The organism is Calothrix sp. PCC 7507 (assembly GCF_000316575.1).
GTDB lineage: Bacteria > Cyanobacteriota > Cyanobacteriia > Cyanobacteriales > Nostocaceae > Fortiea.
The window spans coordinates 4144407-4161340 of record NC_019682.1 but is presented as its reverse complement, the minus strand read 5'-3'; the positions used below and the strand labels follow the sequence as shown (position 1 = coordinate 4161340).

Genomic DNA, 16934 nt, shown 5'->3' with positions numbered 1-16934 from the left:
GCATTGCCCACCGAAACCCGGATACTGTTTGGGTGGCGTGGTGGCCTAATTTTCCTATTGCTTGTTGCCTATTATTGATATTTTAATTTCTGTTCCTTGTCCTGTAACGCTTTGGATTGTTAGCTGGGCACCGATGCGATCGCTACGTTCTTTCATCCCCATCAATCCAAAACCCTTGACTATAGACAAGCTATCTGTCTCAAATCCCCGTCCATTGTCTTTGACTTGTAAGGTAAATTGAGTCGGTTCATACACTAGTTCGATATGAATTCTGCTGGCAAATGCATGTTTAATAGCATTTGTCAATGCTTCTTGTCCAATCCGGAGCAAGTTATTCTCTATGTCTGCCGATAGGGGATATACTTGCCCGAAGACTTTGCAAGTTGTGCAAGTATCAATAGAGGCAGACATTTGGGTGGCAAGACGGTTAAAAGCTTTACCTAAATTGCCAGTTTCTAAAATTTGGGGACGGAGAGCATTGAGCGATCGCCTGGCTTCGGACAATCCTTCACGAGCTAGATCCCGTGCCTGGGTGATGTGTGTCTGCACTTCTGCCAATTCACCAGGAACAATTCTAGAGGCAGCACCCAATTGCACAATCACGCCTGTGAAGGCTTGAGCTAGCGTATCATGAATTTCTCGCGCCATCCGGTTGCGTTCTTCCAAAATTGCGGCTTGGCGACTCTGCTCGGCTAAATGAGTTAACTGAATCGCTAAGGTCGCTTGCTGTGCTAACGCCACGATCAGTTCAATATTTTGGGGTAGGCTAGTCCTGGGTTCCTGAAAACATAAACCAATAAAACCGAGGGGACGAGAACCCAAAATTAACGGTACACGCACAATGGAACGATGCCCTTGATGACGATGCCAGTTAATTCGCGAACCAACCAGGCGATCGCTTTCATCCAGATTAAAAAAGATGGACTCGCCTCTCAAAAACGCTTTTTTCCACAAGGAAACAATACTTCCCGCAATAGGCACTCTAAATTGTGCTAGTTCCGGAGCCGTCTTGATGGGAATCACCTGTCCCTCGCGGACATATCGTTTCATCAGTTGTGTATTGGCTGACTCATCGTAGAGGAACAGCGCTGCTGCATAGGAATTGACTTGGGCGGAGGCTTCTAGAAGAATATGTTCCCAAAATGTTTCTAAGTCTGGTTCATCTGCTAATCGATTCAAACAGCCCCGCAGTGATTCGTTGGCTCTTACGAGTTCGGCAATTTGCGCGGTGGCAGCTTTTTCTTGTTCTTTGAGGATAGCGGCTTGTTTTGCCTCTTCTGCCAACTGGGTGAGTTGAATGGCTAGTGTTGCTTGATGTGCCAAGGCTTGCGCTAGTTCAAATTCTTCAGGATTTAAAGTGGCTTTTTGGGTGAATGCCAACCCCAAGAAACCCAAAGCTATATCACCCAACATCAGCGGTATACACATGGCAGTTTGATGTCCTCGCTGACGATGCCATTCCAGGGCTATAGGCCAGTGTTCTGGATGAGTGTTTTCCCAAACCCCAAATTCCAGGGGCTGTTTCGCCTGCACCATAATTTCCCAAGCGCGGGTAATATCGGCGGGAATTGGTTCGAGAAAGGCTTCTACGTCTTGGAGTTTTTCCTTGGGTAAAACTTCATCTGTTTCCGAACCCAAATGCAACCGCAAGGTATGAGAGGGTGGATCGTAGAGGAATAAATGGGCTACTTGAGCATTTAGTTGATGTTTAATTTCTAGGATGACATGACCAAGGAAGGTATTGAGTTCCGAGTCGGCGGCGAGGCGATCAAGACTATTTTTGATAGCTATGTTTGCCTTAGACAATTCTGCGACTCGTTCTTCCGCCGCCTTCGCACGTTCGGCAATTAGTCCCTCAACTAACTGTTTGCGGTGCAGTGCCGCGCCAATAGTCTCGGCAGCAGTTGTGAGTACATCTATTTCCTGCTGATTCCAGTGCCGGGGATGCACGCAATCATCAAAGCTGACACAGCCAATGTAGCGTCCGGCAATAAATATCGGGACTACACCTGTTGATTTGATTTGCAGTTTCTCAAATTGCCAGCGTGTGACATCGGGTAATTCATCAATGACTCGCCAGATAGACTGCCCTTGATAAAGAGGTTGAATCAAAATTTGGAAATCGTCGTTGTTCATCACAGACATACCAACAGCATGATGATCGGTGATGCCTGTGGCTGCCCACTCATAGGTAACGCAGTGCTGTAATTTTTGTGTGACGGGGTGTTGATGTTCAAGGATGAGCAAAACGCGACTCATGTTTGCGACTTCTCCGACTGCTTTTAAGGCAACTGGAATCGCTAGATCAGCGTCTTCGGCTTCCAATAGGTCTTTAGTGACTTGAGCAACGACGGAGAGTAGGCGATCGCGCTGTTGGAGATTGGCGTTGGCTTTTGCTAGTTCGGTGGCGTGTTCTCGTTGAGCTTGCTGAATCCGTTGACGCTGAATGGCACTCCCAATACAAGCGGCAACAGTTTTGAGTAATGCCAGTTCAGCCGTTCCCCGGCGCTTGGCTTCGCGACAGTCATCAAATCCCAACACTCCCCAGCACAAGCCCTCAACAAAAATTGGGACAATGTGTAATGCTTTCACTCCGATTGCAGCTTGTCCACTGCGAAACGGCTCTGGCATTTCTTCTAGTAGACAACTAATGCTTTGTCCTTGGCTAATACGCTCATACCACTCCGCAATCCCTCCCTCTTCATAAGTTCCTTCTGCTTCATCGGGATGGGATATTTGGGACACTGTGTTGGGTGAATTCCATTCATACAAAAGCTTCCAGCAGTGTAGGGGTGCAGATGGATGAGCGAAATTTTCAATCACCGTCACGCGATCTGTATCCAAACTTTCCCCGATCGCTTTCAAGGCAGTATTCACCGCTTGATCAAAGTTTTCAATGGTCAATAAGGCATTGGCCGCTGTTGCTGTGGCTTCTAAGATGCGATCGCGGTTCTCTAAGAGACGGTTTTGGGCTTCGAGTTCTGCAACCCGTTGTTGTTCTTCTGGCACTAAGACGCATTGAATAACTGGCTGTGTAACTTTTGCCTGTGCAGTTCTTTCTTGCTCACAGGCGATCGCCACTGCAGTTTGCAGCTTCATATTCTCCTGCTCTAGGGTAGCGATCTGCTCCAGTAACAAGGCGATCGCATCTTCTTGCCGCATAGCTCACTCAGTAAACAGGAATCTCTATTCTTACTGTTACCTGAGAAATCTTATTTTGACAATCAATCCCTTTGTTTCTGTTTTGATGGTATTGTGGCGTAGCCCGCCGCTGGCATCGCCGGAAGAATGCTATGTTGTGCTTGTTCATACACAGCAAGCTTTTTGCGCTTTCCTATCCGTCGAACTCACATTAATAAAAGACCATTGACACCATGATTAAACTTGATCAATTTTTAAAGTTGGTGGGTGTAGCCCCAACCGGAGGGCAAGCCAAACTGATGATTATTGATGGCGATGTCAAAGTCAATGGCACAGTTGAAACGCGACGAGGACGAAAATTAGTATTGGGCGACAAAGTAACAGTAGGTAGACAAACTTTCGAGGTTGAAGACTTTTGAACCGTTGTTTACCTTCTCCTGTTAATAACAGTTGAGGAAACTCTTCCCAATCCCCAATCCTAGCTAACCTTAAATGTCTCAACAGTCTTCTGCAACTCTTGGGAAATCTCGACAGTTTGTTGCAAAGATTGAGAAACCCAGCGAGAAGAAGTACTAGTAAATTCCGACACTTGAGAAATTTCTTGCATTAATTTGCTCACTGCTTGCGACGTTTCTACCTGAGATAAAGTCATTTGCGAAACTGACTGCACCAATTCATCAATTTGGTGAGATACATTGAGAATCTGACTCAAGGCTATTTTGGCATCTCCAACCATGCGACTCCCTTCTACAACTTGAGTCGTTCCCTGTTCCATCGCCTTGATAACCTCGCTGGTTTCTAGTTGAATTTTTTCGACAATTTGCTCAATTTCTTGGGTAGCGTCAGTACAACAAACTGCTAGTTCACCAATTTCTTTGGCAATAATGGCAAAACCTTCACTCTCTTCACCAGCTTTTGTCGCTTCCAATCCAGCATTGATGGCTAGCAAGTTAGTTTGTGTAGCTATTTGACTAATCAAAGAAACTACATGGGAAATTTGTTGCGAAGATTCCCCAAGGCGTTTGACTTTTTTCGCTGTATCACCAATCGTCGAGCGCAATCTGAGAATGTTCTTGACGGTGATATCCATTGCGGCTTCACTATCCTCGACAGTTAAAGAAGCGTTGTGAGCAACTTGGGAAGCAATTTCTGCAATTTCTGCGACTGCTTGCATAGACAGTGTCATATTATTAACACTAGCAACCGTCAGGCTAATGTTGTTTGCTTGTTTAAGTGCTTTGTCGGTAAGTTGGCGGATGGCGGCTTCGTTATTACCAATTGCTGTGTTCACTTGGTTAGCAGATACTTTAACTTTAGTGACAATGACTCTCAGATTTTCCACAATGGAGTTGAAAAAGTCAGCGACAGTCCCTAGTTCTCCAAACTTCACTTCAGAACGCACAGTTAAGTCACCTTGGGATACGCCAGCGATATCTCTGAGGAGATGGAGTATCTGCTGTTGCAATGCTTCATTTTGTTGACGTTGCTCAGAGGCTGCGACTTCTGCACGAGAACGTGCTGCTTCTACTTGTTCTAACAGAGATGTTTGTTCTAGAGCATAGCCAACTGGAATCGCCACCTGTTTCAGCAATTTGATTTCTAAATCTTGCCATTGACGCGGCGCAGAACACTGGTGAGCTATCAACAAACCATATAGTTTGTTGTTAATCAAAATTGGCGCGATTAAATTCGCCTTGACTGCAAATTGTTCTAGTTGGTTAAGGTGACACTCGGTCAAACCAGCTTTATGGATATCTTCCCATGATTGAACTAAGCCTTTCTGATATTTATTAGCATAATCTTTAGCAAAACAAGGGTCAGCAATCTGTGCCCCTAGAGCTAAAGGCCAATCAGCACCCACAGATTCAGCAATAATCGTACCATACCAATTTTCATCGAAGCGATAGACAATTACTCGATCTGCTTTGATGGCTTCTCTGGTACTAGTGACTGCTACGTTGAGGATGTGTAAAGTGTTGAGTGAACCGCGAAAGCGAGAAGTGATTTCATTAACTGTCTGTGCTAGTTTGGCTTCATTTTCTTGGCGGATGACTTGTTCAGCAAGATTATTTGCCATGTCGTTAAAAGTGAGCGCCAATTGCTTTACTTCATCAGTGGCGAAAACCTCAGATTTTGTAGAGCGATCGCTTGTCGCAAATTTATTAGCTGTTTGCTCTAATTCCTGAATCAGTTTCATAATCGAGCGCCTGATAATTAGCACCCAGATTGAGATAATTACTAACGCTAAAATCACTGGGATAAATTCTGTCGTCCAACTATTTCCCAGCAATTTATTCAGGTGATTCCCTGGAGTCTCTCTCACTAAAGTTGTATTAGTTTGATGACGAAAAAATTTTATTGGACTCTTATTACTTCCAATGTTTTTTTTAGATAAATCTACAATAATTTTCTTGATTTCAACTTTCAAATGCCGATTTATAATTTGACCTGGACTAGGCAGACTTATGGCTCTAATAATTTCAGGATTATCAGAATTTCCCTGAAAATTAAAGCCCATTTGCTTATTTTTGATATTATCAATAATATCTGCAAAAGATATTGCTGATTTTGCCTGTTCTAGTGAACTAGTCTGCAAATTACTACTAATCAGGTATTTACCAACTATCCCTATTCCCAAGATAGAAACTAATTCAGATGCTATTAAAGAAATTAATAGTTTATTGGTAATAGAAAGGTTAAAAAATATTCCTAATAAAGATTTTTTAAGTTTTCGGGAAGCAACTACTCTGGTTTTACATCGTGCAAGTATTTGCTGTGCTAAATTTTGACGGTGAGCAATCATTAATGGTGTATTGAGGTTAGATATCTCAGGCTGTGACACCACATTATTATCAGTGTTAAATTCATTTTTCATAATTTAAAATTGCGCCTATTCGTCAATAATTATAGTCAAAACTAAGCAGTGTTAGTAATAGAGCTAATTTCTGCTAAAAGTAGATTACTGAACTTTAAGGTTAGTTATTAAGCAAGTTTCTGAATACAAATAAAACTCACTCTTCTTGACTTTTGAGACTATAAAGCTAACAGTCCAAATATTTAATATAGACTATTAACTTTTGACTAATTCTCAGAGCCAAATTTGATTAGTGTTATTTATTTTAGAGTCAGATTCTTACTATCGGCAAACACACAATTTAATAGAGAGTAGCAAACTTATTAAGTAGATGCATTGATAAATATATTACCTAGTTTGAATACTAGTAGGGTGGGACTTGTCCACCTTACGTATTATTTCAAAAATCAAATACCAGTCCTACTCTTACCTGGTTTGAATACTAATACAGCTTGGCGTAAATAAACCAACCATTGTAAATCGCTCAAAGGCTTACTATACAGATCTCTTCATTTCATACTTCAGCCTTTGAATACTAGTTATTTATTGCCAGAGTGTCATTTTATGTGAGTAAAAAATGTTGATAATTTTGATGCACCTTGGTTTTTTATACTAGCCAAAATTGCCTATCTATAAACTCAGAGCAGATATAAAAGACCATTTCTCCCCTGGACAATCAATTACTTATTTCAGGTTGTTAATATCAAGCTAATATGTAGCTGAGTCGTGAAATATCATAGCTGCTGTGAGGTTTATTTGTATTAGATTGCCATTTTTTGCTTAAGCGAGTAGATATTGATTATTGCATGTTTTTGCAAAATTTATAAGTTAATGTTCAAATTAATTAAAACTCTATCTATCTAATGTCATGTCCACTTAAAGACAACTCGATTGCAAACTAGTTGTTAATTTATGATCTTGATAGTATCGATGAACCAGCATTTATGGTATTAATAAATACTAAATTAATCCTCAATGATTTGCGAGATAGTACTGATGTGAAACTAATGTGATATTAACGACAAAGTAATGTGGAGGCGATCGCCAGCAGCATTGCTCAAAAATAGCCAGGATTAGTGTCAATTTAGCTCACCTTAAATGTCTCGACAGTCTTCTGCAACTCCTGGGAAATCTCCACTGTTTCTTGCAGAGATTCGGAAACCAAGCGCGCAGAAATGCTGCTGCGTTGTGAAACAACGGCAATTTCTTTGATCAATTGACTAACAGTTTGCGATGTTTGCACTTGATCTGTAGTTGCAGTGGAAATTGACTGCACTAGAGAGTCAATCTGGTGAGACACATCTAAAATTTGACTTAAACTCTGTTTTGCATCTTTGACAATTCTTGTCCCTTCCACTACCTGGGTGGTTCCCTGTTCTATTGCTTGTACTAACTCATCAGTTTCCCGTTGGATATTTGCCACAATTTGTTTAACTTCTTGGGTAGCGAAAGCCGAACGCGTCGCTAGTTCAGCCACCTCTTCTGCAACTATGGCAAAACCTTGACTTTCTTCTCCCGCACGTCCGGCTTCAATACCGGCGTTGATGGCTAGCAAGTTGGTTTGCAGGGCAATTTGGTTAATCAACGACACCACACGGGCAATTTCTTGAGTAGATTCACCTAGACGCTTGACTTTCTTCGCAGTTTCATCGACAGTTTCGCGCACAGTCAGGATGCTATCGACTGTTAGATCCATTGCTTGTTGACTTTCAGTAGCAGAACGTGAAGCATTCTGAGCAATTATGGTGGCTTGTTGAGCATTTTCGGCTACAGATTGAATGGAATGGGTTATTTGGTCGATCGCGTCCTGAACATGCTTGATTTCAGCAGCTTGAGTAATTGCTGCTGCGGCGAGTTGACTGATAGCGCCTTCATTAGAAGCGATCGCATAATTCACTTGAGTAGCCGACGTTTTGACTTTGGTGACAATTCCCCGCAGACTTTCGACAATGGAGTTAAAGAAGTCAGCGACGGTACCCAGTTCTCCTGCTTTGACATCAGCACGCACCGTCAAATCACCTCTGGTGACACCTTCAATATCATGCAAAAGGTGCAAAATTTGTAGTTCTAGGGCTTCTTTTTGTTGTCTTTCTCCCATTGAAACTGTTTCGGCCGTTTGACGGCCTGTTTCTAGCTTTTGCAGCAGTTCTGCTTGTTCTAGAGCAAAACCAACTTGAATTGCTACCTGCTTAAACAAATTGATTTCTATATTTTGCCACTGACGCTGCCCAGAACACTGATGAGCCACTAATAAGCTGTGTAGTTGTTTATTGACGAAAATAGGTGCTAGTAAGTAAGCTTTGACAGCTAATAATTCCAGTTGCTCAAGTTCCGATGGACTTAAAGAGGCTTTGTAAATGTTGTGAACTGCTTTCACAACGCCTGTTTCATAATCTTCTAAAGAATTCTCGCCAAAATAATGATGAGCAATGTTTGCGCCTAAAGTTGCTGACCATTCGTAACCAACAGATTCTGCAATAATTTTACCTTGCCAGGAATCGTGCAAACGATAGACAAGCAAGCGATCGGCTGTCAGAGTGTTTCGTAGATTAGTGACTGCGGCCTTTAATATTTTTTCGCTATTGAGTGTTTCTCTGAGGTGAGCAGTGATTTCATTAAGTTGCTGTGCTAATCTAGCTTCATTTTCTTGGTAACGAGCTTGGATTGTAATGCTGTCTGCCATTTTGTTGAATGTGACAGCTAATTGTCCTATCTCATCGCTAGCAAAGACTTGACAGCGAGAAGTGCGATCGCCATTAGCAAACTTTTGGGTTGTTTGTTGCAAATCTTCAATTGGTGTAATAATTGCTCGCCTGAGAATTAATGCCCAAATAAAAACTATGCCCAAAGCCACCAAAACTATCCATACTTCTACAATTAAACTTTGTGCCAGTAATTGATTCAGAGCAGTCTCTGGAGTTCCCCGCACGAGAATAGCGGCTGGTTTTTCACCAAAAATAATTCGTTGTTTATCACCATCTTCAATAATTTTATCAGGTATAGATTTCGCTGCTATTGTATAAATACCTTTACCAATTACTATACGCCCAGTAACTATTTTCCCTTCTGGTGATTTTGCGGCGGCTGTGAGGAAGGAGTTCCGAATATCTTCAGGTAATGCAACATTAGATATAGCTTGATTTAAATCTTCTGATTGACCTTGTTCTAAAGCTGTAGCTATGGCAAATTCTCCTGTAGGTTTGCGGAGATAAATAGCGCTGTAACCACCTCCCGTAGCCCTCAATGTCGATCTGACAATTGTATCTTTACCATTGACGATATCCCCAGAAATCAACGCCCCAATTACTGCTTTTGTATTTGGGTCTTTAACAGGTGTTATTGTATAACGAATCAGAGTATCTTGCTTAATAAAACCATCTGGTAACGGTGGTGACTCTCGACTCAATTCTGACCAGCTAACAATTCTACTAGCTTTAATTTGTTGAGAACTCTTGAAAACCTCATTGATCAAATTACTAGGATTAAAAACTTCACCGCTGCGATTAGCATTAGCATTGACAATAATTTTAAAATCTTTACCAACTAGAGTAGAATATTCAATCGTGCGCGCCTTGATTTCATTGGCAAGAATTTGTTTAACTTCGGCTTTTAATTTCGCATCTAAGACAGTACCTGCTTGATGAATCTGGGCGGCTTTAATAATTGCTGGATTATCTGATTGTCCCCGAAAGCCAAAGCCCATTTGATTAACTTTGATATTGTAATTAATATCTGTAACGGCAACTTCTGATTTTGCTTGCTCAATTAATTGAGTCCGTAAACCGCTACTAATAATTAATGTGCCTGCAATGCCTATTCCTAGAATAGATACTAATTCAGAAGCCAGTAAAGCAATCCATTGTTTGCGGCTAATTGGGAGGTTATAAAATCTTTGTATTAAAGACCTTTTAGGCATTTGATACGTCGTAGCACTTGATTCGATAGGTGGCGATATAACTTGAAGGGTTGACGATAAGTTAGAACCTAATTTTTTCCTTGCGTAACTGCCATTAAATCTATGAACCATAAAGTCAATTTTCTAAATAAGCGAGTATAAAACACAAAATTCCCACAATTATTTTCTGCCGTAATCAATAAGAATTACGGCAGGCTACTCTCGGATAATATGGATCTGAACACAGCAAAACTTTGCCTGTCAAAAACAGTAGCTGTATTGAACGTTAGTTATCCCAGAGGAGTTTCAAAGCGCAAATTTCCAGGTTTTACCTGAACCTACACTAAAATTAGTGAATTATAATGTATATTAAATCACGGATAATGTTTATCTTTGATGAAGAATTTGTATACTTAAAATATACCTAAAAGATATACAGCAGTAGGGTGGGCAATGCCTAGGCTGTTGACTCTGTGCCTTTTTAGGTGATAGAAATTCAGGCAAAATTTGTGTAGTCATTGCGTAGGCGAAGCCTACGCAATGACAGAAAATAGATTTTACACTCGCACAAAAATAGCATGAACCAAAAACGTGAAAATTCCATCAAAGTCAACAGCCTAGTAGTCTGTCAGGGTTGAAATGAGGGACTGTAGTGTGAGCGTCTCGCTCACGCGGGCTTTTCGGCCCGCACTACCAAAAACCCCTCAAAACAAAATTGACAAACCACTAGGCATTGCCTGCCCTACAAATGCTGTATATTTTGGAAAAAATTAAATAGGAATCCTCTATAGCAATCAGGATAATTGATGAATATGGCATCAAGTGCAGCAGAATTGGTAATTGGCAATTGTTACACATAAATATTACCCATTACCAAATTCTGCATTCAATTGTTGTGAGAAGACAAAGTTCCATTTATGGAGAAAATGATTTCTTCTAGGGTTCGGAGTAATTCCTGTTCATTGTATGGTTTAGAAAAGTAGGCTCTCGCACCCAGTTGAATTGCTAATTGCCGATGTTTAGCGCTACTGCGAGAGGTCAGCATAGCAACAGGAATATCTTGCATATCAACGTTTGATTTGACCCGACCTAAAAAGCCATAACCATCAAGACGAGGCATTTCAATATCACAAATCACTGCCTGGACTTGCAAGCCACTTTGAAGTTTATCCAAGGCATCTTGACCATCTTTAGCTTGTTCTACTTGGTATCCTCCTTTTTCTAAAGTGAGGGCTAAAAAGCGCCGAACATTAATCGAGTCATCGACAATTAAAATAGTACCTTTTTGGTTAGCTGGAGGTGTGGGTAATTTCTCATTATGAGAGACCAGGAACGCTGTTTTTAACCGTGCCGATGGTAATTGATTGCTTCTAGGGGTGCGTTGATTGGTGGCAATCCAATACAGTAACTCGTTGGTATTTACTAATGGTACTACCCGACCATCACCGAGAATTGTGCAGTTGTTAAAGCCTTCCGGCAGTGGTATATCACCTTCGATTTGGCGGATAGCTACTTCTTGCTCACCCCAACAACGGTCTACTTGTACTGCTACTGGTTGATTACCGCTTTTGACTATTAATACACTATTAGCATTAATTGCTGCTGGAGTTTCCAAATCTGGGTTATTGTAACGGGGCCCATTAAATTCTAAATAGCGACCAATGCGGATCAATGGCACCATAGTTCCTTGCCAATTGATCACTTCGCTACCAGCCATTGCAAAAACCTGCTCGTTTTGGAGTAAGAATATTTCGGAAATGACATCTGTGGGAAATGCCAAGAGCATTCGATTGGTTTCTACCAGTAGCACTCGTGCCACTGAAAGTGTAAATGGTACTGATAGAGTAAAAGTAGTGCCGACTCCTGGCTGGGTATCAACTTTGATTTCACCTCGCACAAGTTTAAGGTTGTTGCGTACCACATCCATTCCCACACCACGACCAGATAGTGCTGTCACTTGATCGGAGGTTGTAAATCCGGGTTCAAAAATTAGTGATAATAGTTCTTCATCACTAGCACCAGCCAAAAGGGAAGCATCTAACCCCATAGTTAAGGCGCGATCGCGTATTTTGTCCAGAGAAATCCCCCGACCATCATCACGCATGGTAATCAACGTGCGATTACTGCGGTGAGTGGCTTTAATTTCAATCACTCCCTGCTCTGGTTTGCCCAAGGTGCGGCGAGTGGCAGCATCTTCGATACCATGATCGAAAGCATTCCTCACTAGATGCATTAAAGGCTCATTCAAAGCTTCTAAAATGCTGCGTTCAATCAGGGTGTTGCCACCTTCAACTTTCAACTGGACATTTTTGCCATATTCTAGATTCAGGTCGCGCAAGGCTCTGGGGAAGCGATCGATCAAATCGGATAGGGGACGCATTCTGACTTGCGTCAGCTTTGTCTGCAACTGCTTTGATGTTTTGCTTAATTTCCTGGCAATTTGATCTGTATCATCGACACTGAGTTGAACGTCAGTTGTGACTTCCTGTACCTGAACAATAGTTTCCATCACTTCCTGCGATAGCAGGTTTAATTCGCTGTAGCGGTCCATTTCTAAGGCATCAAACCCATTTTCTATGCCTTGTGTCTGGTGGTTGCTAGTTTGCCAGTTATGTTCTGATGATATGCCTGATGACGCTGTGGCTTGAGTAGAAATTTTGTCGTATGCTGCCCGTAATTCCTGATTTTCTCGGTCGAGAACTTGGACACGCTGGCTCAGATTGCGAACTAGCTTGCGTAATCTCTCCATCTGCAAGTTGAGGCCGTTCCGCTGGATGATCAGTTCCCCAAACAAATCATTGATTTGCTCAAGTTGCTTACTGGGAACTCGGACTGTATTTTCCGGCGTTTCCCTTTCTTTACCAGCACCAACTGGTTCGCTTTTGCGCTCCACAAATCTGTAATCTGTGGGGGAAATTTCTGGATCTGCTGTAGTTAGTTCGGGGAACTCGACTTGTTCGTCGATGTCATCAGCAAATTCTGCTTCCAAGGATGCAAAACTAGCAGCGATGATTTTTTCATCCAGCCAACTTTCGTCACCTTCTGCTGATTCCAAGACATCCGCAGCGACTATTTCGGTTTCGATAGGGTGAGTTGCGGCTGTATCCGTGGCGAGAAACTCGGCGATGGTCGCTCCGCGTTCCCTGGAGGGGTTCTCGTAGAGTACCGCCGTTGGCATCGCCTCTGCTGTTGACAATACATCTGGAGCGCTAAATTCAATAGCTGTCGGTAGGCTATCCATTTGGTTAGTCAGCACCAAAGCTTGCGATCGCCTCCAGGCTTGCAAGGCTAACTGGGAAATTTCCGCAATTTGGTGGGGTGCAGCCGTTGTTAAGTGGTATGTCACTGACTCACAAAGCTGAGTAAAGGCGGCTAACTGGAGCATTTCCCCCAAACCACCCAATTCAGCTGCCATGATGGACACTTCTTCTTGCAAACAAGGCTGTTCGCTATCCAACAATACAGATTCTAGGCGCTGCAAACACCCTTCGACTTCTGTTTCAAACAGCAAGGGGATAATGTCTTGCCCATCTTCCGGGGAAAGCATGGTTGTGGCATCTTCTGGGCTGGGATCGCCCAAACGCTCATGCAGCTCATCAAATACTGGATAACAAAAGGTGGCTAACCACTCCTCTTCAATGACATTTCCTTCTGAAAGCAGTTCCACTATCTGGCGCAACCAGTCAACTCCAGATAGCAGTAAACTTTGTAACTGAGTATCAATTTCTAACGAGTTTTTCCGAGTTTTTAAGACTTTAAAAGAATCTTCCAGACGATGAGCTAAATCACTCAGCATCCGAAATCCCATCATCCCCGCGCCGCCTTTGATCGAATGAGCGGCCCGTAGTGCCCCGTTAATTTTATCCAAATCGATGCGATTACTGGCGTCGATTTCCAGCAATACTCCTTCTAGAGTATTGAGGTAATCTGTTGCTTCTTCCAGAAATTGCATCTGGATTTCCAGTTCTTTCTCCTGTGACATGGCTTTTATGTTTAGTCAATAGTCATTGGTCATTGGTAGTCCAGCGCAGTCTTCAAGATTTTTTTGATGAGCAGCTGGCTAGCTTCTCTTGGAGAGGCTACGCCAACGCAGTGTTAAAGAGGAATTAAACATCACCGGAAAGGTCATTGGTCATTGGTAACTAGCAAATAACATAGACGCCTTAGCGGCTTCCCGCAGGGTAGAACAAAAGACAAATGACAAATGACTTAACTGACCTTGAATGTACCGACAGTTTCCTGCAATTCTTGAGAAATATCAACAGTTTGTTGCAAAGATTCTGACACGAGGCGCGAAGAGTCGCTAGTCCGTTGGGAAAGAGCGGCGATCGCTTTCATCAATTCGCTGACAGATTCTGATGTTTCTACCTGAGATGCGGTAGCTGTGGAAATTGTCTGTACTAGGTAGTCAATTTGACGTGACACATCCAAAATCTGACTGAGACTTTGTTTCGCATCTTCGACAATGCGAGTGCCTTCTACTACCTGGCTAGTTCCTACCTCCATCGCCTGGACGACTTCACTAGTTTCTCTCTGGATATTTTCCACAATTTGTTCAATTTCTTTGGTGGCTGCGGCGCTGCGAGCTGCTAATTCTCCCACCTCTTCGGCGACGATCGCAAATCCTTGACCTTCGTCACCTGCACGTGCTGCTTCGATGCCAGCATTGATGGCTAGCAAGTTGGTTTGCATGGCGATTTGGTTAATCAAGGACACAACGCGGGAAATTTGTTGAGAAGATTCTCCCAACCGCTTGACTTTTTTGGCAGTTTCTCCTACTGTTTCTCGCAACAATAGGATGTTTTGCACTGTCAAATCCATTGCTTGTCCACTCTTAGTAGCGGTGTGGGCTGCATGATTGGCGATGACAGCAGCTTGCTGGGCGTTTTCCGCTACGGCTTTAATGGAATCAGTCATTTGATCAACCGCATCTAGGGTGCGGTTAATTTCCGCAGTTTGGGCGATCGCTTCTTCTGCTAACTGGCGGATAGCACCCTCGTTAGAACCAACCGCTGTGTTGACTTGGGTAGCAGCTTGTTTAACTTGAGTCACAATATCCCGCAGGCTTTCCACAATTGAGTTGAAGAAGTCAGCAACCGTACCAATTTCCCCAGCGGTGACATCCGCACGCACCGTCAAATCGCCTCTAGCTGCGCCTTCTACATCACTGAGTAGTTCTAGGAGTTGCATTTGCAGGGTTTCTTTTTGTCCCCGTTCTTCTTCCGAGTCTTGTTGGGCGAGTGCTTTGGCTTTTTCTAATTCTTCTAGTAACTGGGCTTGTTCTAAGGCATAGCTGATTTGAATTGCTGTTTGTTGCAACAAATCAATTTCCTGCTGTTGCCAGACGCGGGGACTTTCGCAATGATGGGCAATCAATAAGCCGTGGAGGTTGCTGTCGGTGATAATGGGTGCGATCAAATTGCCTTTGACAGCAAATTTCTCTAACATTTGGATGTAACAACTGTTGTTAACGAGGCTTGGCTCTTGATAAATATTAGCGATCGCCCTGACTCGTCCTTCTTTATAATTTTCTACATGGCGTTCCCGAAAACAAGGGTCATCGATTTTCACTCCGTGCATTTTTGGCCAAATACCAGCTATTGATTCAGCCACAACGATTCCCTGCCAAGTCTCTGGATTTAACTCATAAACGATTACTCTGTCTGTTTTCAGCGCTTGTCGCACTTCTCTGACTGCAGTTTTGTAAATATCTTCGGTTTTGAGATTTTTGCGAATCCGCAAGGTAATATCTGCAAGTAATTTTGCTCGTTCGGTGTCTTGTTCTTGTTCTTTGAGCAAGACTTGCAATTGGTCTGCCATTTGATTAATATTTACAGCCAAGTCGCCTAATTCATCTTCTGTTTGGATTTCCAGACGGGTGTTGAGTTGACCTTGACCGAGTTTGCTCACCGCCTCAGTGGCGCTCAAAATTGGCTCTGTGGCTCGTTTAGCTAACCAAGCGGCGATCGCTGCCACAATCAAAGCAGTGAGCGCAGTACCAATAGCGATCGTCCAGAATAGCTGTCTTTGCGGTGCGAGGATGATTGCCGTATCAGTGGCAATCACTACATCCCACTTTAAATCTGGCAACCCTTCTAGTTTTCTCGATGGGACATAACTAATTAGTTGGGGTTGCTTGTCAATTTGATCAATGGTGATGATACTATCTATTTTTTTTGCTGACTGGAGTTTGTCCAAACCAGGAAAGTCTTTTTGGGCATTTCTACCAACTTGATTCTTTTCTGTAGCCGCGAAAAATTTTCCCGATTTATCAATTAAATGATATTCGTGTGCGTTGGCTGAATAGTTTTTGAGTACATCCTCTAAGGATTTCACAGGCATCCTGGCTCTGACTACAGCGATCGTTTGTCCAGTAACGCTATCTTTAATCGGTGCAGCCGTATAAATACTCAGTATTCCTGTAGTTTTGGAGATTTCTGGTTGGGTGATAATCGCGCTATTTTTTTGCAGCGCAGTTTGAAAATAATCTCGATCTTTGAGATTAGATACATTTTCTTTGCTGGTAGTGACTAGTGGATTGCCGTTGATATCAACAATAGCAATGCTATCGTAGACCTTAGAAGTTTCCACAATCCGGTCTAGTACTGCTTGTTTTTCCTTAATAGGCGTAATTTTGTTAACTTCGGAATTAACCAAAAATGGCAGATTAGACAGTACTTGAATATCACCATACCGTTCAAACATGAAACGGTTGATTTGCTCTGTTAAGTTGACAGCTTCTGTTTCTTGAGCTTGCGTAACTTGTTGAGTGATCGAGCGACTAGCGAATTTATAAGCGATCGCACCGATTCCCAATGCTGGTAGTGTGCCGATAGCGATCGCTAAAACCGTGGCTTTCGTGCCTAAATGTAGCCGCCTCACATAAGCAACAGCCTGATTCAAGGGAGAATTATTAACAGTTTCATTAATAGACTCTAGTGGCAGTTGCACTACATTATCAGTAGCTTTTTCCGATGAGATTATTGACGCTCGATTCCGAGCATTACTGCTATTAGCCGTGTCAGTTTTATTAAACATAAAGTA

Annotated in this window: 6 protein-coding genes; 1 reads left to right on the top strand and 5 read right to left on the bottom strand. The window is 42.6% G+C overall.

Annotation, left to right across the window (positions count from 1 at the left end):
* Window positions 1–54: 54 nt before the first annotated feature.
* A complete protein-coding gene (locus CAL7507_RS30160) occupies window positions 55–3162 on the bottom strand; it encodes a GAF domain-containing protein (protein ID WP_015129860.1) in 3108 nt (1035 codons plus the stop codon).
* Between the two features lie 212 nt (window positions 3163–3374).
* On the opposite strand from CAL7507_RS30160, the gene CAL7507_RS17720 reads away from it, so the two are divergent.
* On the top strand, window positions 3375–3560 hold the full coding sequence (locus CAL7507_RS17720) for an RNA-binding S4 domain-containing protein (RefSeq protein WP_015129859.1): 186 nt from the start codon (window positions 3375–3377) through the stop codon (window positions 3558–3560).
* A 59-nt stretch (window positions 3561–3619) separates the two neighbouring features.
* On the opposite strand, the gene CAL7507_RS17715 is transcribed toward CAL7507_RS17720, so the two are convergent.
* From CAL7507_RS17715 to CAL7507_RS17700, 4 genes are all read right to left on the bottom strand, one after another.
* Window positions 3620–6016: a methyl-accepting chemotaxis protein gene (locus tag CAL7507_RS17715; protein WP_015129858.1), complete on the bottom strand. Its 2397-nt coding sequence runs from the start codon at window positions 6014–6016 to the stop codon at window positions 3620–3622.
* 1063 nt (window positions 6017–7079) lie between these two features.
* Window positions 7080–10022: a methyl-accepting chemotaxis protein gene (locus CAL7507_RS17710; RefSeq protein WP_015129857.1), complete on the bottom strand. Its 2943-nt coding sequence runs from the start codon at window positions 10020–10022 to the stop codon at window positions 7080–7082.
* A gap of 754 nt (window positions 10023–10776) precedes the next feature.
* On the bottom strand, window positions 10777–13872 hold the full coding sequence (locus CAL7507_RS17705) for a response regulator (RefSeq protein WP_015129855.1): 3096 nt from the start codon (window positions 13870–13872) through the stop codon (window positions 10777–10779).
* Window positions 13873–14099: 227 nt separating this feature from the next.
* Complete coding sequence (locus CAL7507_RS17700; RefSeq protein ID WP_015129854.1) at window positions 14100–16928, bottom strand: methyl-accepting chemotaxis protein; 2829 nt, start codon at window positions 16926–16928, stop codon at window positions 14100–14102.
* Window positions 16929–16934: the final 6 nt, after the last annotated feature.

Coding starts and splice junctions, on each gene's coding strand:
- CAL7507_RS17710 (WP_015129857.1), bottom strand. CDS start 10,022: ATGGTTCATAGATTTAATGGCAGTTACGCAAGGAAAAAATTAGGTTCT.
- CAL7507_RS17720 (WP_015129859.1), top strand. CDS start 3,375: ATGATTAAACTTGATCAATTTTTAAAGTTGGTGGGTGTAGCCCCAACC.
- CAL7507_RS17705 (WP_015129855.1), bottom strand. CDS start 13,872: ATGTCACAGGAGAAAGAACTGGAAATCCAGATGCAATTTCTGGAAGAA.
- CAL7507_RS17700 (WP_015129854.1), bottom strand. CDS start 16,928: ATGTTTAATAAAACTGACACGGCTAATAGCAGTAATGCTCGGAATCGA.
- CAL7507_RS30160 (WP_015129860.1), bottom strand. CDS start 3,162: ATGCGGCAAGAAGATGCGATCGCCTTGTTACTGGAGCAGATCGCTACC.
- CAL7507_RS17715 (WP_015129858.1), bottom strand. CDS start 6,016: ATGAAAAATGAATTTAACACTGATAATAATGTGGTGTCACAGCCTGAG.